21 protein-coding genes and 1 pseudogene are annotated in these 26,820 nt (G+C 36.7%); 6 read left to right on the top strand and 16 right to left on the bottom strand.

Annotated features, from left to right (window positions below; all coding sequences use genetic code 11):
- From F6K40_RS23865 to F6K40_RS23830, 8 genes are all read right to left on the bottom strand, one after another.
- Positions 1-551: enolase N-terminal-like fold-containing protein (locus F6K40_RS23865; RefSeq protein ID WP_293139589.1), on the bottom strand; the 551-nt coding region annotated here is incomplete at its 3' end.
- Between the two features lie 142 nt (positions 552-693).
- Positions 694-1,629 (bottom strand): DMT family transporter, encoded by a 936-nt coding sequence (locus F6K40_RS23860; protein ID WP_293139588.1) that lies wholly within the window; start codon positions 1,627-1,629, stop codon positions 694-696.
- A gap of 856 nt (positions 1,630-2,485) precedes the next feature.
- Entirely contained in the window at positions 2,486-3,310 is an 825-nt protein-coding gene (locus tag F6K40_RS23855) for a phytanoyl-CoA dioxygenase family protein (protein WP_293139587.1), read from the bottom strand.
- A gap of 189 nt (positions 3,311-3,499) precedes the next feature.
- A complete protein-coding gene (locus F6K40_RS23850; RefSeq protein ID WP_293139586.1) occupies positions 3,500-4,588 on the bottom strand; it encodes an ornithine cyclodeaminase family protein in 1,089 nt (362 codons plus the stop codon).
- Between the two features lie 184 nt (positions 4,589-4,772).
- Complete coding sequence (locus F6K40_RS23845; RefSeq protein ID WP_293139585.1) at positions 4,773-4,907, bottom strand: hypothetical protein; 135 nt, start codon at positions 4,905-4,907, stop codon at positions 4,773-4,775.
- 337 nt (positions 4,908-5,244) lie between these two features.
- Complete coding sequence (locus F6K40_RS23840) at positions 5,245-5,382, bottom strand: hypothetical protein (protein WP_293139584.1); 138 nt, start codon at positions 5,380-5,382, stop codon at positions 5,245-5,247.
- A gap of 247 nt (positions 5,383-5,629) precedes the next feature.
- Positions 5,630-7,864, bottom strand: a complete 2,235-nt coding sequence (locus tag F6K40_RS23835; RefSeq protein WP_293139583.1) for a CHASE2 domain-containing protein — start codon at positions 7,862-7,864, stop codon at positions 5,630-5,632.
- Positions 7,865-8,110: 246 nt separating this feature from the next.
- Positions 8,111-8,842: a DUF928 domain-containing protein gene (locus F6K40_RS23830; protein WP_293139582.1), complete on the bottom strand. Its 732-nt coding sequence runs from the start codon at positions 8,840-8,842 to the stop codon at positions 8,111-8,113.
- Positions 8,843-10,081: 1,239 nt separating this feature from the next.
- Between F6K40_RS23830 and F6K40_RS23825 the strand changes: the two genes are divergently transcribed.
- The 3 genes from F6K40_RS23825 (at position 10,082) to F6K40_RS40995 (ending at position 11,781) form a co-directional block, all read left to right on the top strand.
- Complete coding sequence (locus tag F6K40_RS23825) at positions 10,082-10,576, top strand: 2TM domain-containing protein (protein WP_293139581.1); 495 nt, start codon at positions 10,082-10,084, stop codon at positions 10,574-10,576.
- A 515-nt stretch (positions 10,577-11,091) separates the two neighbouring features.
- A complete protein-coding gene (locus tag F6K40_RS41000) occupies positions 11,092-11,463 on the top strand; it encodes an Rpn family recombination-promoting nuclease/putative transposase (protein ID WP_365672583.1) in 372 nt (123 codons plus the stop codon).
- Between the two features lie 3 nt (positions 11,464-11,466).
- Positions 11,467-11,781, top strand: coding sequence for a DUF4351 domain-containing protein (locus F6K40_RS40995; protein WP_365672576.1), 315 nt, complete (start codon positions 11,467-11,469; stop codon positions 11,779-11,781).
- 772 nt (positions 11,782-12,553) lie between these two features.
- On the opposite strand, the gene F6K40_RS23815 is transcribed toward F6K40_RS40995, so the two are convergent.
- The 5 genes from F6K40_RS23815 to F6K40_RS23795 form a co-directional block, all read right to left on the bottom strand.
- Positions 12,554-12,925, bottom strand: coding sequence for a hypothetical protein (locus F6K40_RS23815; protein WP_293139580.1), 372 nt, complete (start codon positions 12,923-12,925; stop codon positions 12,554-12,556).
- A 449-nt stretch (positions 12,926-13,374) separates the two neighbouring features.
- On the bottom strand, positions 13,375-14,313 hold the full coding sequence (locus F6K40_RS23810) for an SDR family oxidoreductase (protein WP_293139579.1): 939 nt from the start codon (positions 14,311-14,313) through the stop codon (positions 13,375-13,377).
- Positions 14,314-14,634: 321 nt separating this feature from the next.
- Positions 14,635-15,561 (bottom strand): glycosyltransferase family 2 protein, encoded by a 927-nt coding sequence (locus F6K40_RS23805; RefSeq protein ID WP_293139578.1) that lies wholly within the window; start codon positions 15,559-15,561, stop codon positions 14,635-14,637.
- A 380-nt stretch (positions 15,562-15,941) separates the two neighbouring features.
- Positions 15,942-17,030: a phospho-N-acetylmuramoyl-pentapeptide-transferase gene (gene mraY, locus F6K40_RS23800; RefSeq protein WP_293139577.1), complete on the bottom strand. Its 1,089-nt coding sequence runs from the start codon at positions 17,028-17,030 to the stop codon at positions 15,942-15,944.
- Positions 17,031-17,132: 102 nt separating this feature from the next.
- Positions 17,133-18,434 carry a DUF3134 domain-containing protein gene (locus tag F6K40_RS23795; RefSeq protein ID WP_293139576.1) on the bottom strand — a complete coding sequence of 434 codons (1,302 nt, stop codon included), beginning with the start codon at positions 18,432-18,434 and terminating at the stop codon, positions 17,133-17,135.
- A gap of 1,528 nt (positions 18,435-19,962) precedes the next feature.
- On the opposite strand from F6K40_RS23795, the gene F6K40_RS23790 reads away from it, so the two are divergent.
- On the top strand, positions 19,963-20,547 hold the full coding sequence (locus F6K40_RS23790; RefSeq protein ID WP_293139575.1) for a PAP/fibrillin family protein: 585 nt from the start codon (positions 19,963-19,965) through the stop codon (positions 20,545-20,547).
- Between the two features lie 540 nt (positions 20,548-21,087).
- On the opposite strand, the gene fcmC is transcribed toward F6K40_RS23790, so the two are convergent.
- The 3 genes from fcmC to F6K40_RS23775 all read right to left on the bottom strand — a co-directional run bounded on the left by fcmC (position 21,088) and on the right by F6K40_RS23775 (position 23,948).
- On the bottom strand, positions 21,088-21,675 hold the full coding sequence (gene fcmC, locus F6K40_RS23785) for a filament morphology membrane protein FcmC (RefSeq protein ID WP_293139574.1): 588 nt from the start codon (positions 21,673-21,675) through the stop codon (positions 21,088-21,090).
- 499 nt (positions 21,676-22,174) lie between these two features.
- Positions 22,175-23,269 (bottom strand): filament morphology actin-like protein FcmB, encoded by a 1,095-nt coding sequence (gene fcmB / locus F6K40_RS23780; protein ID WP_293139573.1) that lies wholly within the window; start codon positions 23,267-23,269, stop codon positions 22,175-22,177.
- Between the two features lie 451 nt (positions 23,270-23,720).
- Positions 23,721-23,948: a hypothetical protein gene (locus F6K40_RS23775; protein ID WP_293139572.1), complete on the bottom strand. Its 228-nt coding sequence runs from the start codon at positions 23,946-23,948 to the stop codon at positions 23,721-23,723.
- A gap of 447 nt (positions 23,949-24,395) precedes the next feature.
- Between F6K40_RS23775 and ftsH2 the strand changes: the two genes are divergently transcribed.
- Together ftsH2 and F6K40_RS23765 are read left to right on the top strand one after the other, a co-directional pair.
- Positions 24,396-26,282 (top strand): ATP-dependent zinc metalloprotease FtsH2, encoded by a 1,887-nt coding sequence (gene ftsH2 / locus F6K40_RS23770; protein WP_293139571.1) that lies wholly within the window; start codon positions 24,396-24,398, stop codon positions 26,280-26,282.
- 360 nt (positions 26,283-26,642) lie between these two features.
- A pseudogene (locus F6K40_RS23765) lies at positions 26,643-26,744 on the top strand (RNA-guided endonuclease TnpB family protein); the annotation flags it as partial.
- Positions 26,745-26,820 lie beyond the last annotated feature (76 nt).

The following is a 26,820-nucleotide window of genomic DNA, read 5'->3' as shown; positions in this document are numbered from 1 at the left end:
GGAAAAGTTTTATTAGCAATAGAAGTCGCCGTCAAAAATACCCATTCCGCCTCCGGTAACAAATACTCCGATGCTTGATCGGGAAGATCGTCCGCTCCCGGTTGCCGTTCGATGACAGTCATATCCATCTCATTCTCATAACGAGATAACCGGGGATATCTACCAATAATCACAACTTTTTTTCCCCGAATCATTGGTAGAAAATATTCAAATACTGCCAAATTTCCAGGTCCGTAGGGAGATAAGGGTTCTGCTTGAGTCGGAAGTGTCGAGCGTGAATTTATCTCAGCATTAATAGCTGCCATTCCCACAGTTGCCTCAAAGCTATTCCAAGACCGCAACCAGGATGCCAACTCTTTCACAGGTTTATTAACCAGAGTTCCCGACCAAGGTAATGTGCGTGTAACTGTACCCGGACTCATACATAAACCAATACTTTCAGTTTCACACAAAGTCCAGGTTAAACCGATTAATACTTCTTTGATAGGAGTATTAGTGTTGCCATAGTCTAACAACAAATTGTATATTTCTTTTGGATGCACCATAGTCATTTCACTTATCAGTTATCAATTCAGTAGTGGACTGTTTCATCTTAAATGTTGCCATAGAAAATGGCGTTGCACAATCAGAAATGATAACACCTGAAAGTAGATATTTTTGGATAATTTTTTCCTCAATATATGTACAGGGGACTTATTCTTTAATAGCAGAGGAACTTGATTTGGCTAGATATATACCCAGCAAAACCACAGCAAAGGCTACCCCATTCAATAAACTCAAGCTTTCTGAAAAAATAATCCAAGCCAAAATAGCAGTAATTACCGGTGCCAATAGTAGGCTAATAGCAACGAATGCCGAAGACAAACGCTTAAGACAATAATTAACAAGCCCTTGACCCAAAATTTGACAGACAAAACCTAATAAAATTACTAACACCCAAGATTGCCAAGAATAGGGAAAAAGTCGATCTTCCATTACCAAAACAATCGGCAATATCCAGAGAGTTGAAAATAAAGAACTCCAGAAAAGTATAGTTTCAGCACTAAATTTTTCTCGGAGTTTTTCTACTATTAACAAATAGATACTAAAGCAGATCGAAGCTAATACAGCAACTCCATCACCTTGTAGATTTCCAGTAGCAACTTGTAAGTCCTCTATTCCAATAATACAAGCTCCGACCATAGCGACTCCCATCCCAATTAAGAATCGCTTGTCAAAGTGCTGACCCCAGATAGACCAAGCTAAAAGAGTCGTCCACAGGGGATTTAGATTTGTCAGTAAAGTAGAATTAGCAACGCTAGTTTGAGTCAGAGACCAAGCCCACAAAACTTGGTCGCCAGCAAAACAAATTCCTGCTATTAATAATTGGATTAGTACCCAACTTGTATAAGGCTGTTGCTCTACATTATCTGTAGAAAATTGGTAACGTAGAGCTTGCAGTCTATTCCATATTCCCAAAACAAAAGTTGCGAGCCAAACTCTATGAAATGCCGTTGCAAATGGACCTATTTCCCGTTCCAACAATCTAAAAAAGATTGCTATCCAAGAGCAGGCTATGATAGCGATAGCTAATAAGATAATCGCTGTAACGCTTTCTTGAATTGAAGTCTGTTCTTGTATAGATTTCAAAAGACGCTCCCATTCAACAATGAATAATGAATAATGAATAATATCATGTCCGGTAGCATCGGTATTGTATAGAGAAGGTAAGGAAGAAGTAGGGGCGATTCGCTTGCTCGCCCCTACAAGAGAAGGAAAAACCTTATATGACGGTAGTTCTTTCCCTAACTTTTACACAAACGATACCAACGGACATGATATAATTACCTCTCCTTGAAAAGAAGAGGATTGACTGATCATGAAAATTTTTATTTATTATCCCCTATCCAAGGGGAGGCTTTAAACCAAAATTTTTCGGTAAAAATAAAATCGCTAGACTAGAAAAAAGGGCGTTGGTTATGCCTGGCTATGATTTTTCTGGCATTGTAGAAACCGTGGCAAAGTATTAGATGCCGATGCCTTACTGACCATTTTTTGAATTCAAAATTCAAAATTCAAAGTTCAAAAATTTGGTTCATTCCTTAATTTCAATAATTGTTTAATTAAGGATTCTTTTTCTCGTTCTTCAGAACGAAAAAATCAAAAATATTTTCCTGATTTCAAGCCTCTGACTTTCCTGCGGAATGCTACGCAAACAGGAAGAGGTTATAATTTTGAATTTTGAATTGATTTGACATCTGTCTTCAACAAACCCGGTTTCTTATAACACGCTCTATTCACCAACGCCGAAAAAAGAAGCAGACTTGCTGTTTTTTGAGGGAGCTAGATTTGTATTACAGCGCTTTTCAGATTGATGAACCACATCGCCACAACCAAAACCCCGTAGGGACGTTCCATGGAACGTCCCTACTGTGGTCTACTAATTATGAAAACTGCTGTAAGCATCTCCCCACCTAAAAATCATCAACTTAACAGCAGCTTGGTACTATACCAACAAAACTTCATCCGATAAAGGTTCTATTGGTGTATAATTCAGGCTCGCCAGAAACTCCGGTCTTTGCTCTTTGATCGGAATTTTTGGCGTGTTTTCAACACTGTTATAGTTGATAATAACTAGGGCGCGATCGAAGGGAGACATATTCGCTCCCGAACCATGAACACAACTAGGATGAAATAATAGAACTGAACCTGCTGCTCCTTTCGGTGCAACAATTCCATACTGTTTAACTAATTTCTCAAGAGTTTCCTTATTAATTATATAATGAAGCTTACTTGTCAAACGAGAAATCCATGAAGGGCCATCTTGATATTGGTTATGCTGTTCCTCTTCAGTAAATACGCTAATCAAACCTTCTTTCTGGGAACCGGGAACTAACATTAGTGGTGCGTTAAATTCATTGACTTCATCCAAAAAAATTGCTGTATTGACAATCCTTGGCTCTGGAATTCCGTCTTCTTCTTTGTAATAAACATAATCTTGGTGCCATTGCCAAATATCTCCTTCAAAAGCAACCTTGGCACTAATTTTGAATTGGTGGATATATACTGCACTTTCAAGTATCTGCATTACAGGATCGATGATTCGGGGATGTTGGGATAAACGTTTAAATACGTCACTTTTAGTATGAGAACCATGAACGATGCGTACCGTTTTTCCGTCTTCTTCAACGATCTTTCCTAGGCTATTTTCCCCGTAAACAGCAGGAAGCTCGGCTTTCATAACTTCAACTTCTGCTCTGTCAAAAACATTTGGCAAAAAAAGATAGCCTCGATCTTGATAATGCTGTAATTGTTCGCTGCTCAGTTGCATGAATAATTCCTCCTTTAATATTAATAGGCGATCGCTCGGCGCCTCCTAACTTGACCAAACAATCAGGTCTCTTGCCTCCCCTTTCAAGGGGATGAAAAAAAACAGGTTCAATATTTCAAGCCTCTGACTTCAGGCAGAGGTACTGATAACTGATAACTGAAATGACGCGCACCTTTCCTTTTCTGTTGTTCAACTCACTGTTGTCAGTGCTTCTTGCCGTGCTGCTGGCCGATGCTGTAGGGAACTTGTCATAAATTCGTAGGGATTGTACGGATCGTTGGGATAATATTCTAGTTGCACACGCTCACCCAAGCCGTGAGCTTTTACCAACTCCTGCATAATTGATAAAGCTACATGGTCTTCTATTGCCAATCCTGTGGAGTCAAATACAGTCTGCTGTTCTCGCCAATGATAAAATTCTTCTGGTCGTTCGATCATCTCCATTAAACTCGATCCGACTTCTTCTGGTTGTAACTGCTGACATTCGCCTTCAAGTAAGGCTTGTTCGGGAAAGTCCGGACAGACAAAACACCGTTTTAGTAAAGATAGGGGCAACTCTGTTTTGCCTATGATATCTGCACCTACGGCATTAATATGAACGTGAGGCTTCAAATTCTCACCAGTAATTACTGGGTCTGCTCCTTCATCAACCGAGGTAGCAGTGCAAATAATGTCGGCATTGCGCTCTAGTTCATCTAGAGAACAGCTCCGAATTGATAGCCCTAAAAATGCTACTCGTGAGGAGAATGAGCGAGCAATATCTGGGTTAATATCATAAACCAATACCTGCTGTAATGGAAACACTCGACTCAACCCGTGTAACTGTGTGACTGCTTGTGCTCCTGCTCCTACCAGTCCTACAGTAGCACTATCAGGATTTGCTAGAATCTTGCTGGCAATGGCAGAGGCAGCTCCTGTTCTAATGGCAGTTAGGGTGACAGCATCACACAAAGCAACTAAATGACCGTTGTTAAAGTCATAAAGGCTTGTCGTTGCTAGGACGGTAGGGATACCAATTGTCTGGATATTGTCTGGCTGATAAGCAACAACTTTAACTGTTACAGACTGGTCAGTCTTTCTCATGTATGGCATCCATTCTACACAAGCACAGGATGGCTTTTTGACGAATCCAGCGCGAGTTCGTAGTTCCCCTTGACCTAGATTAACTTCCTTAAAAGCTGCTGTCAAGCCAGCGATCGTCTTGTCCATCAGTGTATCAATACCTACTAGCTTAATCGCTTCGGCAATATCTTGAGGTCGGATTAAAAGTGTTTCCACTATTATTATTTTTCTAATCTAAATTAGCTATTCCATCTTAATTTTTTTCAATTCCAATTCCTCTTATGTTTAGATATTATTATTTATTTTTTTTTTTTGATAATATTTGCTAATATAAATTTTTCATAATTTATGTTATATAGAATCCGGTTATATAATATATGTTTATAACTCTATAATTACTTTAATCTCCCCACACTTCCCACCCTTCCCACCCTTCCCACACTTCCCACCCCCAACTATATAAACTATATAATAAGTATTCAACCGGATTTGATATTATATCAAATCTGGTAGTATCGGTATAAAAAAACTTCATTACCGGGGAAAGTCTAAAATGCCCTAAAATACTAACATTGACCTCCAACAAAAATGACAAACACCCACCCATTTACCGAATAATATCATCAGGACTAAAGCCATGTGAACCCAGAAACCCGGTTTCTCGTAGACATCTATTGCTCAAAACAACGATTTATCGTAGAAACCGGGTTTCGCATGGCTTTAGTCCTAATCATGTCCGGTTGAATAGTTATAAATAAAAATGGAGGAGTAGGGAGAAAGAATTGATTATTTCTGTACGATAATTGATTTGATTTTTAATTACCGGAGAGGTCTAATATAGGTAAGCTTAACAAAGTTCCTAATCCCCAACACTAGGGAATTATAGTTGTTGGGGCAAATTTAGTTCTGAGTTTTTCTACACTCAGCAAATACCCAGCACCACAAATTCCTGCAAGGAAAGCTGCGATGTCACCTTCAAGCTTGCCAGTATCAATTTGCACATCCTCCAATCCAATTTTAACTTCCCTGGCGGGAAGTCCCGCCCTCTCCCGCAGGGGAGCGTCGGGATGAAAGCCAGGGCCAGGATTTGGATACCTTCATAAGCTAAACGTTCATATGCCCTTGACACTTTTAGGAGCATTTTGTTATTATAAATGTCAACACAGGGGGAGGACATCACCTCTGTCTAAACAGCGGTCAGGGTTTCCCAGACTGAAGAATCCCGCGTTTTCCCGTAAGGGCAACGTCGGGAGTATGTCAACTTTGCAGGGATTTATACAAAGATTCTAATTTAGCAGAAACATCTGGTGGTTTAGCCGTAAAACGAATATAAAAATTACCATTCTCTGCTTTTTTCTCTAAAACTTTACCATAAACATCCTCACTTTCTTTTCCTTCCCACACAAAATTCAGCTTAATATTAATCAAAGGTGGCGGGATATTTCCCCCTGAACTTACCCCCTGAATTTCTGCTTCTTTTTCTGATAATTTTACTAAACTTCCATTATTCAAAGAATCGCCAATATTTTTGCCATCTAAAACTACATAATGTAAAGAAATCGCTTCTTTTAGAGGTAAATAAATTTCCTCTTCTTTTCTCAAAACTAAATTATATTTACCACCAAGACCCCCAACATCATAAATAGTAATTGGCTTTTTAACTCCTTTTGGCATTACCTCTTTTTCACCATTAATTTTAATTATCGATCCTACTTCATTTAAAGTAGTTTCAGAAATTAAAACTTGCCCACCAGTAGTATAAGATTCAATGCGATAAGTTAAATTTACCTGACTGCCAACAATACCATATTTTGTCCGTTTACAAGAACCAATATTACCAACAACAACCTCCCCTGTATTAATCCCTATTCCCATTTCTAAAGGTGTTAAACCCCACTCTTTCATCTGTTTATTTACAGGTTCCATTGCCAATTGCATATCGATCGCACAAGCAATAGCTCTTGTCGGATCATCTTCTCTAGTAATAGGGGCACCAAATAAAACTAAAATTCCATCCCCCATAAACTCATCAATAGTTCCCTGATGCTTAGTAATTACATCTGCCATATATCCCAAATAAAAGTTCAGAATTTTCACAACTTCTTCTGGTGACAAACGTTCTGATGTGGCAGTAAAACCTCTGAGATCGGAAGTTAAAATCGTGATTTTACGACGTTCTCCTCCTAACTTTAACCCCTCCGGACTTTCCAATAAAGTAGCTACTACTTCATCAGTTAAATAACGACCAAAAGTTTTGCGAATATCCTGAGCAGTACGAGCAATATAAGCTGTAATCACAACTGCTGATGTTGCCATACCTAAAAATGCGGGAACTACAGGTAACCACCAGTTATACAAAAAAGCAATGTAAGTGCTGACTAATAAAACTCCAGCAGCAACAAACATAGCTACTACTTTCCAAATAGAAAAATAGCTAACACCTTCAGAAGTTCGCCATCTCCAAGTTGTTGACGCTCCTATTCCACACCAAAATAAAATCCAGATCCATTCTAACGGTTCCGCCCAAATTTTAATTAAAGAACGACCTTCAAGAGCAGAACTAATGAGTTGACTGATGAAATTAGCATGAATTTCAACCCCACTCATAGGTCCTAAAGTTCTAGTTAAGGTACTACTGTAGGGAGTAGGAAATGAATCATTAAAACTTTCACCCACCGCTCCAATCAAAATAATGCGATCGCGCCCCCATTCAGGAGGTACTCGATCTTCTAAAATATCCATCATGGAAACAGTCTCAAAGTGGCGACTAGGGCCTCGGTAATTTAAAATAATTTGATAACCACCTGCATCTGCCCTGATATAGCCACCATCATAAGCTTCAAATGGCCCTAATACAGCTTTGCCTAACTGAAATTTGTCACCCTCAATTTCTTCTAGACTAATATCAAAATTCGCTAAATATCGCACAACAATATGAGAAGCAAAACTCCAGACATTTTCCCCATTTTGCAGCGTGACAAATAAATAACCTCGTCGAATTCTGTCATCTGGATCTACTTTTAAATCATTAGCACCTGCCTGACTATTATTCTCTAAAGCTGGTGCTGCTTCTATTACATCCCTTTGTCTTTCCCCCACTACCTTTTTTATTCCAACTATATTAGGGGTAGACTCGAAAACTTCCACTAATTCCTGATTACCAGGTTCTACAGGTAAATCCCGATAAACATCTAAACCAATAACTTTTGGCTCCATTGCCTTCAATTTATTCAGCAATTTTGCGTAAAGAGCATCAGGAAAAATTGGCTGCCCAATTGCTCTAACATCGTCTTCATTAATGCCTACAATAGCAATTCTATCGTCTGGACTTTCCAAAAGTCGCATCCGCATATAGACATCATAAGCGCCCCACTCCGAAAATTGTAGTAAACCAAGAAAGCGTAGTAGGATTACCAACCCTGTAATACTGGGTGCAGTAATCCATACACCATACCATTGATTCAAAAAATGAGTAAATTTATTCCATAACATCAGTTATTAACCACTTTTAGGAAACAAACAGTTCAATAATTAATAATTAATAATTAATAATTAATAATTACCTCTTCTCTAATAGAAGGATTGGGTTAAAAGGAATTTTTTCTTTTTTCTCCATAAATAAATAGAAAGGCTTTATACCTGAATTTTTCGGTAATCCCAATTTTACCATCAAGTCAAAGTTAGACTGCTCCCAATCAATTTAGGACCTTGTTGCAGATATTTCAATGGTAATTCTATTTATTCTTCTTCTACTTGACAGCAGGGTGCAAAAGGTTCAGAAGCAATTTCTTTTAATCCTACTGATGTTAATAATTGTTCCCATGCTGTAGGGTTAGAATTACGTAACTCAGCTAAAGTCGCTATTGTCTCATTCCAAATTCTGGCTTTTGCGTATATTTCTGCTTGTTCAAGGGGAGTGGCATTTTTTAAGCTATTTTCTAACTCTGAACTTATTTCTACTTTTTTTATAGTTCCCTCAACAAATTTGTTAACACTGTAATCCAAGGGATCGCAGATTACTTGAAATATCCAAGTATATTCTTTGTTTGTTTTCAAACTGACATCTTTTGGCAGAGTCAGTTTCACAATACCAGAAGTGTCCGAAATGTCTAAGTTTGTAGAATAGACATTTTTACCTGATTTGTCAGTTATTTCAAATTCTGCTGACTTTGCTTCAGATTCAGGAACATACACAAAAAATTTCGGATTACTAGCAATAGTTGTTCCAGCATTATCTCCTGGCATTAGAGCTGTCAAGTTGCTTGGAACAGTAGTGCATCCATTACCACGATGACCTCCACCACGGGTTGAGCCTGAACTTTCTCTTTTTGGCCCGCCAGGAAATTCTACACTAATCAGCAATTCTGGTGTTGACTGCGCTTTTGCTAATTGCCAACCAGAAAAAGTCACAATTATTGGAGATATTACTAAAGCTAAAAGTCCCCAAGACTTAATATTTGGCCTCCCCATAATCAATTACATCTCCTTTTGATTAGATGATTTAACTATCTCTGCCATCCTAACATATCTCTCAATCAGCCTATTTGCTTACTCTAACTGGGGGCTTTTAATTATATATTTTTGTTGAGATTTTCTGTTAGTTATGTATTTTAAATTACGGTTGTGGCACGTTATTTCAGTTATCAGTTATCAGTTATCAGTATCCCCTGAAAAGAAGACGCTTGGGACTGAAAAATTTAGGTCAATATTATCACAAAGGAAAATTTTCCTTACTTACATAAACTATAATTTTTGTCAGCTTTTGCAAGGTTTACTTGTTTTTCTTCTTTAATTTTCCCTCTTTCCAATTCCCTAAAATCTAGAACTTTCTACCTTACTTACGCCTGATAATTGCTATATAAAGAGCTATAAGTATTTTCAGACTCAAGAGTCATACCTCTAGATATTGTATTTTTATTTCATACGGAAGTTGTATGCAATGTCCCTACCTACTCCCTCAGAAACTGTTTTCATTAATGGATAATGGATAATTACCTCTCCCTAAAAGGGAGAGGATTGGCTAAAAGGAAAAAATTTATTTCTCTTGGTTGATTGGATATGGTGCCGGTAACTCATCCATCCCATCCTACGGATTGCTCCGCAAACAACCGCTTTTTCCCCTTTATTGGGGAGGCTTTAAATCTGAATGATCTAATTATTTAATTGTTTAATTGTTTAATTATTAAGTAAGTCGGTAATATTCAGGATAGTGGCAGGGAAGAAATAGATATATTCTGTAGCGAATATTTTCTAATATGAGAGAAATGTTGATTTTTTTATGGTTAATTACAGACAAGATTCAGTAGAAATTTCCCGTCTTAATAGGTAGGAATCCTCCATTGTTATTCTCTAGTATTTATCGCACAATAGAGTATAGTATTTTTCCGTAGACGTGAAGTAGACTTAATATTTTCTGTTTGCTGTTCCCAGTTCCCGAAAACTAATAATTTTCTACCTTACCGAAAATTTAAATGAAGTTAGAAGCAAAATTTTTGAATTCAAAGTTCAAAAAATGGTCAATAGCTTCGCCTTTCAAGGGGATACAAAAGGAAATAAAGAGTGTGGAAAAAGTGGGTAGATGGGGACTCACCCCTAACCACTCCCAGGAGGGGAATGGGAAAGCTAGAAAGATTTGCCAATGGCTTTTTATGGAACATTTTTTTATACCGAATTAAGCGGATTTTATATAATCTATAACTAATAACTAAAATGACAAACCAAGAAAACCAAATTATTCAAACTTATGCTCAAGATGATGTTCAGCAAATTCTCCAACTTGCTTTAGCAAATCGTTCTGAAGGAGGCGAACTTACAAAAGCACAAGTATTAGAAATTGCCGAGGAAATGGGTATTTCTCCTGAAGAATTAGCAGCAGCAGAACAGGAATGGCTTGCCCAAAAAGGTGAATCTCAAGAAAAACAAGTTTTTAATCAAGTTCGCCGAGAAAAATTAAAGCAAAGTGCGATTAAATATGGAATTGTTAATTCATTTTTAGTCCTGCTTAATTTAGTAACTGCTCATACTCTTTCTTGGTCTTTACCAATTTTATTATTGTGGGGATTATGGTTAGCTTTGGATGCTTGGAAAACTTTTCAAGTGGAAGGGGAAGATTATGAAAATGCTTTTCAAAGATGGCGTTTAAAGAAAAAGGTAGGGCAATCTATTGGTTCTTTGGCGGATAAAGTTTTCAAGAATTTACAGTAGTATTGTTTGGAATTAGCAGAATTGCTTATTATTAGGAAATAAGAAGGTTTTTTTTGTTAATTAAAAGCATTTTATATGGTTTGTTTTACCTTCCTAATCAAATAAGTAACCATTTAACCGATTAATAAAGTAGTCATCCTAATATTGACGTTAATTTTTCTACAAAAAGCTCTATTGAAACTCATATAGCACTACACATTTAGGTTAGGAAATTTCTAAATCCTGTTTGCGCAGCATGACCTAGGGAAAACCTTATTGACAATCTGCTGTTCCCTGTTTCCTGTTCCCTATTCCCTAGCGCGTAGTGCTATATTATTATGAGATTTATCAACCCCAAAATTGATTATACCTTTAAGAGAATATTCGCCTCTGACTAAAGTCAGGATATACTAATCAGTTTTTTAAATGCAATTATTTATAATGGTGAAAGTATCATCAAATCTCTGACAATTATCAACCCATATACTCCGGGTAAGATTATCACTTTAAAAGAAACTTATTGAGATGTTAAAGCAATTTTAGAAGACCGTTCGGTTGTGATTATTGAAATGCAAATCGCCACTACAACTGCTTTTGATAAACGAGTAGCTTATAATCTATCAAAAACTTATGCTAATCAATTAGATAAAGGGGAAATTTATCATTTACTAAATCCAGTTATTGCTGTGAAAATAACGGATTTTGTTATGTTCAAAGAGATTGATAAAGTTGTTACTAAGTTTCTCTTTAAAGAGGAAGATGAATCATTTGCATATAAATCAAATTTATTAAGATTAATATTTCTAGAATTCCCAAAATTTCAGAAAAGTTTAGCAGAATTACAAACATTAATAGATAAGTGGATTTATTTTTTTAAAGAAACTTCCCGCTTAGAAACAATTCCATAAATATTGGGAGAAATACCAGAAATAGAACGTGCTTTAAATATTGCTAATCAAGCCAATTTTTCTTTGGAAGAATTAGACCAAGTAGATCGACGGGGAATGGCTTTGCAAGATGAAAGAGGCAGAATAACTGCGGCTAAATCAGAGGTATTAAGGCGTCAGTTAAATAAACGATTTGGTAAAATTTCTCAAGAAATTACTCGTCAGTTTGATTATTTATCTGCTAATGATTTAGATGATTTAGCTGAAGCTATTTTAGATTTTAATAATCTCGATGATTTATTAAGTTGGTTGGAGGATAGAATATCTTTTTATGATTAATTAAACGGAATTTATACAGCATTTTTCTAGTTGATGAAGTACATATTAAGCAATAGGAAATATAGGTTGGAGGATAGGGAAGAAGCAAAAAAATATTTACCACATTAATCTAGAATATGCTGTATTACCAATTCCCCAAAATAAAGTTGACTTCTTCAAAACTTCAGTTATTAAGTAATAATATCAAATTCGCTAGGGATGGAAATGTTATAAGAAACCGGGTTTGTAGGAAGTATATTTTATACCGTGGAGCATTTAAAACTTTCCCCGGTTTCTGGCGGTATTAGATACTACTGGATTTAATAAAGTAATAGTTTAGAAATGTTTTTAACGATTCTTTTGAAAAGAGCAACAATATCTTATACCAATTCCCACGCATTACAGCGCTTTTCAGATTGATGAACCACACCGGCACAACCAAAACCTTGTAGGGACGTTCCATGGAACGTCCCTACTGTGGTCTACCGTGGAGGAAAACTGCTGTAATGCTATACTTGGGAAAAACTTCAGTTATTAAGTAATTAATACAGGTATAATAACCTTTTTGCTAATAATAGTCCAGTTAATGTTAATTATTCTTATGTTGTACGGACGTTGCATGCAACCTCCCTATCACCACTCCCCCACTCCCCTACTCCCCTACTCCTCCGCTCAATAAGTTGAATCTTACTCTCAAGAAAGGAAGCGATCGCTCACCTAACTAATATAGATAGCGATCGCTCCAAATTTATCACTAATTTTTTGATAAAATGCTGAATATTAAACTGATGATTTAGGCATCCAAAATAGAAACAACAATTTCACCAGAATTATCTTGTTTATTAGTATCGAGAAATAAAGCACTGACTGTAGCTTTCTCTTCAACTTCTAATGTTATGGTATCGTCATATCCATTCAAAGAAGACCATGTAGCTCCAGTTAGCTCACCTGTTTTGAGGTTCTTAAATTTTCCACCATATATCCAGAGTAACACAAATGGTTCTTTAGCCGCACCATTACCATAGCTAAATGTTCCACTCTTAATTCGCAAAACATACATACCAGGTTCTAAAGTGGCAGATGAGGCCTCATTTTGTAGATTATCCATCCATGCTTTATCTACTAATAAGCAGTTCTTCTTACTATCAACAGTGAGGTTTTTCATTATGAATTTATCCAAATTAAGTACAAGTTTTTAGCCTGTTTTCAGACAAGCTTAATAAAGCAGAATATTACCGAAATAATTAATAATTAAACAATTAGATCATTCAGGTTTAAAGCCTCCCCAATAAAGGGAAAAAAAAATAAACTTTTTCCTTTTAGCCAATCCTCTCCGTTTTAGGGAGAGGTAATTATCCATTATCCATTATCCATTATCCATTAATGAACTGCTATTACTTAAGCAGATACCAATATACTATAGTGGTATGCACAAGTCAAAGTTAAAAGTTAAAACCCGCGTCTGACTGAGTTCTCAGTACGAAAATACTTTCCTAGCTCATGTTACTTATTGATAAGGCAATAGGGAATACTTTACAGAAAATGTCCTTTTAAATAAAAAGATAAGTTATAAACTAATAAATGGTATCAAAGCTATTTATTCTAACTTCTGCTCTAAATTATTGTATCGGCATAAATAAACTGATATCCTTCTTTTTTAATTTTACTGTTATCAACCTGTGCATTTAAGGTACTAAATGCGGGTTTATTCGTATCCCAAGAAACTCGATCTAATTGTTGGCGTTCACAGATTAAATCACACAACTCTTTGCTGCTTAATTTCAGATCATTAACTAAATTATAAATACCATGACACCCTTTTTCATGCACAAATTCAATTCCCTGAACAATATCCTCTAAATGTATCCAACTAACACGACTTTCTCCATTTCCTGGTAATGTTTTTCCGGCTATTCTTCCTATTCTTTTATCTAACTCTCTTCCTGGTCCATAAATACCTCCTAAACGCAACAAACAAACCTTAATATCTTCTTTATTTAACCCTAAAATAATGTTTTCTGCTTCTACTAAAACTTTGCTATAATCACTATTAGTATCTAAAGATGAAGTTTCATCAACCCATTCTCCTTTCTTATCTCCATAAACCGAACCACTACTAAGATAAATTACTTGTTTAACTGTTGAATTATTGTTTAATACAGTGACTAAATTTTTTGCTGTTGGGATGTAAGTTTGAGCATAAACTTCTGCATCAACTTGGCGATCGCTAATAGGGGCAATACTAACTAAAATTGTCTCTTGAGTTTCTATAACTTTTTCTACCCCTTTCAAGTTATCTCCAATCATAACAACAGGATTATGAGCGATATTTTTTAGTTCGGAAATTTTATTTTCTCTTGTTGTAGTTCCTGTTACAATATAACCCTGTTGATACCAATAACTTGCCACGGTTTTCCCCACATAACCACAACCAATGACGGCTACTTTTTTACCCCTCTTCTCTTTATTTTGTTTGACAATAGGCTCAGAAGATAGAGAAGATATGTTATTATTAGGTTTGAGATTTTGCTTATCTATGTTTTGGTTTTGCATTGTGATAATTTATTTTAGATTTTACGTTCATTTCCTACTCTTTAATTACACTATTTTATCTAATTACAAAAATTACTTATTATTGAGGACTTACGCAAAGAAACCGGGTTTTTAGGAGAAATCGTTTTTTTTTACAATAAACACAATAAACATTGACGAAAAAAACCGGTTTCTGGGTTCGCATGGCCTTAGTTCTGTTATTTATACAGTCAAATAATTACTTTTTTGATCAATAGGAAAGCGATCGTTAATCTTTATAAAAATTAGAAATTAATACGGCATAGACTCATCTAGTTTCTTCTTTCCTCCTTCTTATTTTCACTAAAATCTATCAATTTCTCGCGCTTTTTCTGACAATATTGCTTCTTTTTGCCCCATAATTCTTGCCCTACCATTTAGTAAACCAATAGGAGTATTAAATAACTCTACTAACTCAGCTTTACCTGATATTATTTTCACCATTGCTAAGGGTAACTCTTTTAATAACCATCTACTCAAACGATACACATATTCTTTGGTTTTAAACTCTCTCATTAAATCAACGCCGTGGAGTTCATGCAAATATTTATTCGACTTTCCATACCTACGCCATTGACTTTGTAAATCTTTCCAATTTGAACGATGTCGATGTTTAACTATCGCCTTTTCAGCAAATTCAAACTGATAAGATGTTTCTCGTAAAATTCGCCAACAAATATCAGCATCTCCACCTGTTGTTAAGTAAGAACGAAATAATCCTACTTCTACAAATGCTTGTTTTCTAATTGCTAGATTAGCAGTTTGACCATAAGGACAAAATGGATGAGCTAGAGTATGTTTTTGAGAAAGAGTCTCTTGTTTATCGGCGTATTTTTCTAATAAACTTTTACCCGCTAAAGCAAGTATTTCTCCCACTACAATACCAACATTAGGATTAGAAAATGGCTGAATTAAATTTTCTAACCATTGGGGTTGAGGACGACAGTCACCATCAGTAAAAGCAAGTATTTCACTATTAGCTGCTCGAATACCAGCATTACGAGCAGCATAAGAACTTTGAATCTGATTTTCTGTTAGTAAGCGAATCGTAATTTCCTTTGACTCCGCTGCTGCTTGAATAATTGAACTACTACGATCGCTACTATTATTATCTACCAGTAAATATTCTACTTGGTTGGAGGGATAAGTTTGCGATCGCAGACATTCTATCAAGTCTGGCAAGTCTTTTTCACCATTATAAATTGGTATAATTACAGAAACTTTTGTCATTTTGTCCAATTAAGGAAGTTGTTCAACAATTAATAATTAATAATGAATAATTAATTATTACCTCTCCTTGAAACTGATAGGTATTGACTAATCATGAAAATTTTTATTTATTATCCCCTATCCAAGGGGAGGCTTTAAACCAAAATTTTTCGGTAAAAATTTCAATTACTATTAGACATCTTCAAAAATCAAAAGTTAAGATCAATTATTACTATTACCCATAAATTATCAGTTACTTTTCTCTATTACCGAAAAATAAGGGTTTCAAGTTAAAGGATAAAAAAGAAAAAAATTTCCCTTTTAACCAATTTTCTTCTTGAAAATAGGAGGTAATTATTAATTATTAATTGTTAATTATTAATTATCGAACTACTCCCTATTTAATGTAATAAACAGAAGCTCGCTAGAATTGAACTAACCAAGTAAAAAGTTCCTACCACTTGAGTTTCTAACCAACCCGATAATTCCAAATGATGATGAAAAGGAGCCATTTTAAATAACCGTTTGCCTACTCCATCTGGTCCTTTTGTTGCTTTGTAATAACTCACTTGAGCAATTACAGAAAGAGTTTCTATTAAGAAAATTCCACTAATAATTAAAAGTACCCAGAGAGTATTAGTCAGTAAAGCAACTGCTCCTAAACCACCACCCAAAGCTAAAGAACCCGTATCACCCATAAACACTTTAGCCGGATTGCGATTATGAACAACAAAACCAAGACAACTACCACTCATGCAAGCACAGAAAATCATTAGCTCTGAAGAAGTAGGGGCCAAATAACCGCCTAATCCAAAAAAAGCGATCGCTCCCAAACCTCCCATTAACCCATCAACACCATCAGTAAGATTTGTAGCGTTACTTTCAGCAACCAAAACAAAACCTGCCAGAGGCCAAAATAACAATCCCAAAGATAATTGTAGACCAAAAGGTAAAGCAACATTAGTAATCGTACTAGGCTGACTCCATGCCAACCATCCACAGAATAGAATAGCAAAACCAATCTGCAAAGCCAATTTCATTTTCGGAGATATTCCTTTATTAGACTTGCGTTGCAAAATTTGCCAATCATCTACCCAACCAATAAAGCCATAAGCTAGAGTAAGTAAAGACACAATTATTACATCTGGGTGAAATCTGGACAAAACCAGGGCGATCGCTACCCCCACTGGCACAAAAAATATTCCTCCCATAGTTGGAGTCCCAGCTTTTTGTAGGTGGGCTTGGGGGCCATCCTCTCGGATTATTTGTCCAGCTTTCAGCTTTCTTAGTATTGGTAGAGCATAATTTCCTAAACTTACAGTTAGTAGGCCACAAATAATTAGGGGTATAGTAAGAGATTCAATACTAAAAATCCTATTAGCCATACCATCTAGAATCAAGGCAAAGGAACTTAATCCTAAACCCAGACTCCATAATAAATTTTCTCCCGATAAGGTAAAAGACTTACTATAACTCAACTTATTTTGCATAAAAAAACTCCTCAACACACACTTTTTTAGATTGAAAATTTGATGAATAACTGTCAACTTTAGCTAATATATGAATAGCTTTTTAGTAATTACAAATCTTTATTAACCTGGTTCTTCTACATTTTCCTCCAAGGTGTCATCATCAGGATAATTATTATCTTCAGATATCAAATCTGATAATTCTTCTCCCTCTTCTGTATATTTTTCTGATTCAGCAGGGTCTCTAGGTAACATTTTGCCTGATGCTTCCAACCAATCAACAAGAGATGAGTCTCGTTGGGTGGAAATTACATCTGCCGGTTCATGGCGAGGTATGAGACGCAGAGAGGGATTATACAGTATTACTGGTTCTGACTGGGGTTGATTATTTCTACGACCAATAGTTACTACTGCATTCTGTACTGTTTTTCCTCCCATTTCTTCTACATTGCTTGTTGATACTATTGGTTGTGGAGCTACAGTTTCCTGAACTGTTTGTGGCACTACAGGTTGTGGAGCTACGGTTTCCTGAACTGTTTGTGGCACTACAGGTTGTGGAGCTACGGTTTCCTGAACTGTTTGTGGCACTACAGGTGTTGGAGCTACAGTTTCCTGAACTGTTTGTGGCACTACAGGTGTTGGAGCTACAGTTTCCTGAACTGTTTGTGGCACTACAGGTGTTGGAGCTACAGTTTCCTGAACTGTTTGTGGCACTACAGGTTGTGGAGCTACAGTTTCCTGAACTGTTTGTGGCACTACAGGTGTTGGAGCTACGGTTTCCTGAACTGTTTGTGGCACTACAGGTTGTGGAGCTACGGTTTCCTGAACTGTTTGTGGCACTACAGGTGTTGGAGTTACGGTTTCCTGAACTGTTTGTGGCACTACAGGTTGTGGAGCTACGGTTTCCTGAACTGTTTGTGGCACTACAGGTGTTGGAGTTACGGTTTCCTGAACTGTTTGTGGCACTACAGGTTGTGGAATTACTGTTTGTGTCACTACTGTTTCTTGTACTGGAATAGTTGGCGGTGCTACTGTTTCTTGTACTGGAATAGTTGGCGGTGCTACTGTTTCTTGTACTGGAATAGTTGGCGGTGCTACTGTTTCTTGTACTGGAATAGTTGGCGGTGCTACTGTTTCTTGTACTGGAATAGTTGGCGGTGCTACTGTTTCTTGTACCGGAATAGTTGGCGGTGCTACTGTTTCTTGTACTGGAATAGTTGGCGGTGCTACTGTTTCCTGTACCGGAATAGTTGGCGGTGCTACTGTTTCTTGTACCGGAATAGTTGGCGGTGCTACAGGTTGTGCTACTGTTTCTTGTACTGGAGTAGTTTGTGTCACTACAGGTTGTGCCACTTCTTCCTGTACTTGGTTAGTTAGTGAATCCGCAGGTTGTGGTATACTATTTGTTTGTTGTTTTTCTTCCATATATCCTCAAGTCAAGGAATTTTAGTCAGTTTATCCTAATATTTTAAATTTACTCTTAGAAAAAATGGGCTTAAAACGAGTAATTGTCTCTATTTCCTAAATAAATAGGAATAAGATGTTTTTGAGGTCAATTAATTAACCTCAAAACATAAGGTTAAGCAAAAATTTGGACATTATGGCTCCCGTTTTGCACAAAATGCGTAAAGTTGGCCTCGTCCACTTATTTTGGCTTTTAAGAGAGCTGCTCGACACACTGGTTTTTCAAATCTCTTTACCTGTTTAATGCCGAACAACAGAAGCTCTCGACTGGCCGCGCACCCCAAGGTTTTATGACCTTTCAGGACGTTTACTTTAAAAAAGTGTGCTGGAGTAACCATATTCGCGACTTGAGCGCTTTGATTAGATTTGTGGTTAGTCTTTTTATTGATCCGATTTACTGGATTCTAGGGTATTTTGTCAGAAACTTTCCAGGAAATAATATACACAAATATTTTTCCTGTATTTTTTTAATATTCCTAACAGTAAGTCTCGCGCTTCATCTATTGATTTAGTGCTGGGATAAAATCCTGGTATAATATACCGATAGATATAGTAGCACTACGTGGAACTCAAAAGTCGTGCGTCGCTAATACCCTCCATCAGCAATAGATGCAAGGGAACGCTTAATAAGTCATGCTATGCAAATGGCAAGACAGTTAAAAATTAGCGAAAGTCAAAAGTCATGCATCGCCAATACCCTCAGTCACCAATAAGTTCAAGGGAACGCTTAATAGGTTATGCTCTAGAAATGGCAAAATCGTCAAAAATCAAAAGTATTGATTGGTAACGCTTTTAGGACTTTGTAACTGGTCAGTTATTTCTGCCATTCTGGAATAGGAAAAGGACATCACTTCTATATAAACTGGTATCCCTTCGCCCCTCGAATAAATATTCTATTGTTGCTCAAGTGCAACTTTAGAAGTAGTCAGTATATTAAATGGATTTATTGTCGCTACACTTCAAATATTTTACGTTTTAGGCGTAGAAAACCTTGAGAATAATTGAGTTGAAAATCCTACTTTTATCTGTGGTCTCTACAATTGATTTTGGTTAATCAAAATCTTAATTATTAGACATCAGGCAAAAGTCAAAATTAAATCAATACTAGCTATTAAATTAACAATTTAATCCTCTATTACCTGAATTCTGCAAGAAGTCTATTTACTACCTAAGACATTACTTACCAACTTCTTCAATTGTATCAACCTTCTATCCGCAAGGATTCTCCAGACATTTAGATAAGAGGGTTATTGACAATCATAATCTTGGACCACAAACTTATCTAAGAATATAAAAATTTTAGTTTCATTCAGATTAAAATTCATCTAGATAGCGAACTGATATAAATTTTTTGCTACTGTTAAGGATATCCTTAAAACTGCCTCACACCCGGATAATAATAGAATATTTTTGAAATTTTCTTCACTTATAATAATGGATAAATGTTACCATCATTAAATTCAAGGCATATTGACAATAAACAGGAATTATGATATACAAATCCGAATTAATTGAAATACTTACAGGGAAAAATCGTGGTTTACTAGCAAGTAAAAATGACGGGAAAGAAATTTTGGCAGCGATCGCTCAGTTAGAAGATTACAATCCTAACCTCCGTCCCTTTGAAACAAAAGAACTATTAAATGGTAATTGGAGGTTACTTTATACTACCAGTCAAGAATTACTACGCATTGACAAATTTCCTTTCCTTAAACTCGGTGAAATTTATCAATGTATCCGAGTTCAAGATGCAGCAATCTATAATATTGCTGAAGTATATGGTTTACCATTTTTAGAAGGAATTGTAAGTGTTGTTGCTCAGTTTGAAGCTGTTTCAGAAAAACGAGTCAATGTTAAATTTAATCGTTCAATTTTAGGTTTACAAAGTTTAATTGGTTATCAATCACCTAGCACATTAATTTCCGAAATAGAATCAGGAAAAAAATTTACTGCTATTGATTTTAATATAGAAAATCGCGAACAAAAGGGATGGTTAGATATTACTTATTTAGATGAAAATTTGCGCATTGGGAGAGGCAACCAAGGAAATGTATTTGTACTAATTAAAGTTTAAGTAGTCGTGAAAATAAATTTTCTAGTTAAGAGAGGGAACAGGGAACAGGGAACAGGGAACAGGGAAACTAGAATGTATAATTAATTTTGCATAGGAACTTAAGATAATACCCTCACTAAATTTTTGTGAATAATGAGTAATACTAATTATTCAGAGTTTGGTTATCAAACCCCTACAAGTTCAAAGTTTTTGTTTGTAGTTTTGCTCTAGCAACTTCTATAGTTATTGCTAGAGCAAAACTAGGAGAGCTTTCATTATAACTATTAACCAAACATGATATTATCGATGGTTTTAGGGAGTAGGAAGTAGGGAAGATTGGTCACAAAATAGAGAACAAACAAAAAAATATTTACCCCGTCAGTCGTACCAAATTAATCAGCAAATCTGCTGTAATTATTAATTATTAACTATTAGACTTCTCCAAAAATGAAAAATCAAATCAATTCTTATCCATAAATTATTAATTACTCTCCCCTGTTCCCAGTTAAGTCTTCCCTGTTCCCTCTTTTCTGCAGATGTCTATTAATTATTTAAGCTTAACTAGAAATCTTCTATTAGAGAAGTTAAGCGCTGCAGTAAGGGATCTGATTCTGTGATTGGTTGTTCAACAGATAAATCTGACTCTATTTCCTTTGGTTTAGTAGTCGTTAATTCTGGTTCCTGATTAGACTTAACAATAGGTACTTCTATTTGATTAATAGCAGCTTCAATTTTGGGCAATTCTATCTTAAACGCCTCCAAAGCTTCAATAAATTTAGCATCAAAATTAGATTGCATTTGAGTCAATTGTTCATTCATTTGACTCAAGTGTTTTTTCAGTTCATTTAATTGACTGATCTGTAATGGTTCATTATGTTCGCCATCAGGAATTTTTTTTGCCAACTCAGAAAAATGTTGGTTCAACTTCTCATAAATTTTCTGTTCTAAACGTTGCAAATTTGGCGCAGATTGAGTTGATTCTGTAGACGAAGATATATACAAAAACTGCCATAGAGCTTGCTTACAGAGATTACTAAAAGTTTGGTATTTTTGAGCATTTAACTCTTTTTCAATAGCTGCCAATAACTGCTTATCTGCTGCCTCTTCGGTAAAAAAGACTTCTTTTTTCTGATTTTTTTCCCACAGCATTAGGTCATATTTTAATTAACTTATACAAAGCACAATATTAAGTATTTTAGTAAATATTGTTTGAAAAACTTACTAGCTCCTACAGACAATAATTCAGTTTGTAATCCAATATTCAACTTTAACTTTACTGTTTTTTAGAGGGCAAATAAAATTTATTTTCTACTTTGCCCCCATTATTTTTGACTTCCAGATACAGAAAAACTACACAGGAATTTAAAATACTTACCGTTAACCTTTTAGATACAACGGAAGATTTCTATACATCTATCCTGTTTAATAGCTAGGTTTTTATAGGAGTTGATTATCTTTAAATGTCTGTCATTATAGGTGAAAAGTCCTCCTAGAAAGCATTGCTCATTCATTGTCGTCAGAGAATATTTTCAACCCTATATTTTTTGAGTCCTCCACTTCCCACACTTCCCACACTTCCCACCCTCCCCACACTCGCCACCCCGCCCCAAGAAGGGGGAAGCTTTAGACCCAATTTTTTAGTAACAACTTACTTAGATATCGCTAGTTGAGCTTCTCCATAGATATATTGCCCCAGAGCATTTGCTTCTCTAGGTGGTTGAGCAAAATGAGGCTTGAGGCCCGCTTCTTGAAGTAGCTTTTCCAAATCTTCCCGGAAAAAATCTGTTCCACCACCAGTGAGAATAACATCGGTTACCCTTTCTGGCATCCACTTAATTAACTTGTCACAAAGTTTAGCCGCAAAAACTTTACGCAACTCAGGTATAACACCATCAAGATTAATAGGTTTTGTAGCTCCTTTGGGACGATAGGAACGCTGGCCTTCAGGTTTGTGGACGGCTTCCAGCAAATACAAAGACTGAGAATCTGCCCCTTCAATCTTACTAGCTACATCTTCATAAAATTGGCTCATGGCAAAAGGTTCACTCTTAGAAGCTGCTCTGGCAAACCGGAAGCGATCTACCATCAAGAAATCAGTTGTTTGATGGCCAATATCAACAATAGCCAGGGACAGTTTGGGTAATTGTGGTTGAAATTCTTTGCCGTGATTAGCCTCAGTCCATAGCAAACTACCATATCCTTCTGGCATAACCCAAACCTTGTTAATTCTAATTTCTGCACTTTCACCGCCTCGATAAGAAACTTGATGAGGACATTGCAGTTGGCTAATAATCTGTTCCTTTTCCTTTTCAAATTGTTCTTGGGAATAGAAAGGTAAACCTACGACAACCGAAAATTCTCCTTTGAGCTGAAAATAGCCAGCACAGGCCAAGATTTTAATTAAAGCATCTTCGACTTTGGATTTGGCAAAAGATCGTTCATCACCAAATAGATTAGCTCCAAAGTCTGCAGCTAGTTGACCTACAGCATATCCAGAACCTTGATATTCCAACCACATATCTAATAATGGATCTGTAGGTTTAGACTCAAAATTCCCCGATCTGACTTGTTCTACACTTAATTGTTTGACATTAGCTGGAATAAAAACTACACCATTTTCCGTGCGACTAACACAAGCTTTGGTAGCTGTTCGTCCTACGTCTGCACTAAGAATTGCTTTTTTACTGACATTAGCTGGTTTCTGGGTCAGCATTGCTGCTGCTGCTGGCTGTTTAATTACCATTAGGTTGTATTACCTCACTAAACTCTTCAATCAAAATATTACCGTTATTAAAAGTCCTAAATTCTAGATAAGGAATTAAGATCAACGGCACTAAAGGACTAAAATTTCTGAAAATTAATATCGAAGGTAGGGTTGACTACTTACATTTGGACCTTTCTTGGCTCGCTGACCACAGAAATATCCTTTGGGAACTGCTAAAAATAGTCCTATACAGTTAGCTTAGGTCTAAACCTATCTTCTTTATTACACTCATAATATTTGCTGTTATTGAACTACGCATTTAGGGCACGGACATTGGTAAATCCCGTTTGCCTTTCGGTAGTATTTTGTAGGGAAGCATTTCCCCATGGAAAATTTAGTCAGAGATTACTTTTTTAAACTCCTTTCTCCTATATCCTGATTCCTTCTTGAAGCTGTTTCGGTTGTGCATCAGTAAAGTGTGGGAAACGCCCTAGTAGGGCTGGCTAATATAATCTAAAAGCACTGATATATAAAAGCTTGATGATTTTTGGAGCGAAAAAAGTGTAAATTTTTTAGTCTTTAAGACCAAAAAGTTAGGACGGATGGCAGACACTTCCCAAAAAGATACAGGTACAATTATTGCTCCTACTTTCGAGAGCCTCCCCACACTTCCCACACTTCCCACACTTCCCACCCTTCCCACACTTCCTTGACGCACTACCGCTGTTTTTTACCTCTACCAATATTAAATTAATTTTACAAAGGTACTTACTAACTTCTTTCTAGGAGAATACCAAGGAATTCCTGATGAAATTCACCTACTGAGACTTAAACACCTTAGAGAGCCAGAAAAAAGGTTCAAATACAGACTGGCAAAGGCTTTTACGTCAAAAAAGTATAAATCCGGAGGTCAGCACGGGTTCTAGCCATTTTTAAGGGGCATCGACCTAATTCCCTTGCATGGATTAGCTTTGACGCATTTTTTCGACTAGAAAATGTTTAAGTACCACTACTAATGATGGTTTCCATCAATACTCTTGGCTATTAGAGTCCAAAAAGTTGCCCTAATGTCTATTGTTAAGTTAAATTAAGTTAAGATTATGAGTGTAGAAAATTAGACTCCTTATTTAATTAATACAATTTTACTAAAAAAGGCCATTTTTTGATGAAAATTTCTTGGAGAACAATTGTACTTTGGACAATGCCAGCTTTGGTCATTGGTTTTTTTCTTTGGCAAGGGGCATTTGCCCAGAGACCAGCAAATATGGGCAGCAATACTGCTAGAAGCTATATGAGCTATGGTCGATTTTTAGACTATTTACAAGCAGACCGAGTTACCAGTGTAGACCTATACGATAATGGTCGAACAGCTATTGTCGAAGCAGTCGATCCAGAACTGGATAATCGGGTCGAAAGATTACGGGTAGATTTACCTGTTAATTCCCCGGACCTAATTTCCCGTCTGCGAGAAGCAAATATTAATTTTGACAGCCATCCTCCACGTAATGAAGGAGCAATATGGGGTTTATTAGGAAATTTGATTTTCCCGATCTTATTAATTATGGGTCTTTTCTTCCTATTCCGTCGCTCTAGTAATGTTCCCGGAGGTCCTGGACAAGCAATGAATTTTGGGAAGTCGAAAGCCCGCTTTTCGATGGAGGCCAAAACAGGTGTTCTGTTTGATGATGTGGCCGGGGTAGATGAGGCCAAAGAAGAATTACAAGAGGTTGTGACTTTCTTGAAAAAACCAGAAAGATTTACTGCTATAGGAGCGCGTATTCCTAAAGGTGTGTTATTGGTTGGTCCTCCTGGAACTGGTAAAACTTTGTTGGCCAAGGCGATCGCTGGTGAAGCTGGTGTGCCATTCTTCAGTATTTCTGGTTCGGAATTTGTGGAAATGTTCGTTGGTGTGGGTGCTTCCCGCGTGCGCGATCTATTTAAAAAAGCTAAGGAAAATGCTCCTTGTATTATCTTTATCGATGAAATTGATGCGGTGGGTAGACAACGCGGTGCTGGTATCGGTGGTGGTAATGATGAAAGGGAACAAACTCTTAACCAGTTACTAACTGAAATGGATGGTTTTGAGGGCAACAGTGGAATTATTATTATTGCTGCAACTAACCGCCCTGATGTTTTAGACTCTGCATTGTTGCGTCCAGGTCGTTTTGACCGTCAAGTTACTGTTGATGCTCCTGATATTAAGGGTCGTTTGTCAATTCTAAATGTTCATTCTCGTGATAAGAAACTGAGTGATGAAATATCTCTAGATGCGATCGCTCGTCGGACTCCTGGTTTTACAGGTGCAGATTTAGCTAATCTATTGAATGAAGCTGCGATTCTGACTGCTCGTCGTCGCAAAGAAGCAATTACGATGCTGGAAATTGATGATGCTGTAGACCGAGTGGTTGCTGGTATGGAAGGTACTCCGCTCATGGATGGTAAGAGCAAGCGACTTATTGCTTATCACGAAATTGGTCATGCTATTGTTGGTACTTTATTGAAAGAGCATGATCCTGTGCAAAAGGTGACTTTGGTGCCTCGTGGTCAAGCTCGTGGTCTCACCTGGTTTATGCCTAATGAAGAGCAAGGTTTAATCTCCAGATCGCAAATTCTAGCTCGTATTAGTGGTGCCTTGGGTGGTCGTGCTGCTGAGAAAGTAATTTTTGGTGATGCTGAGGTGACAACTGGTGCTGGTAATGACCTGCAACAGGTTACAGGAATGGCACGTCAAATGGTGACTCGTTATGGTATGTCGAATTTGGGTCCGATGTCTTTGGAAACTGGACAAAGTGAGGTATTTTTGGGTCGCGACATGATGACTCGTTCTGAATATTCTAATGAAATTGCTTCTCGTATTGATTCTCAAGTCCGCACTATTGTAGAACATTGTTATGAAAATGCTTGTCAGATAATGCGGGATAACCGGGTTGTTATAGATCGTTTGGTCGATCTGTTAATTGAAAAAGAGACTATTGATGGTGATGAGTTCCGGCAAATTGTAGCTGAGTACGCTGATGTTCCAGAAAAGGAACGTTATGTTCCTATTTTGTAATTAAATAAGCAGTCAGCAAGATTATTTTTTTAATCTTTATAACGGGATTTTAACCCAGTAGGGGCGAATGGCCATTCGCCCCTACAAGCTGATAGCTAGTTGAGTTTCTGCATTTCAATTTAACAGGACTTACGCACTCAAGCAGGTTTCTGTTTGGTAGACTAAAGTAGGGACGTTCCATGGAACGTCCCTACAAATTTTTGGTTGTGATGATGATGTGATTCATCAATCTGAAAAGTGTTGTCAGGGGATGAAAAAAATAAACTTCAGCATTTCTAGTCTCTGGTTTTACAGCATATTCCAAGTATATGAAGTACAGATATTAACAATTCGTTTATAGGCATCTTGCCCGCAATGGGTGGTCACTCAATGCCGAGAGATTGGAACGGCGCTTTGGGGATATTCCTCAAAGCATTGCGAGATACCGCCAATGTCGATGGTTCTGCCGTCACATTGCTATGAACGGTTTTCCCGACTTTTACCGGGAATTGCCGGACTTGATGTATCTGTACTAAAGAAGCTTAATACAAATAATTTA

Source organism: Okeania sp. SIO3I5, assembly GCF_010672085.1.
GTDB lineage: Bacteria > Cyanobacteriota > Cyanobacteriia > Cyanobacteriales > Microcoleaceae > Trichodesmium.
This window is presented reverse-complemented; position numbering and strand designations above follow the sequence as displayed.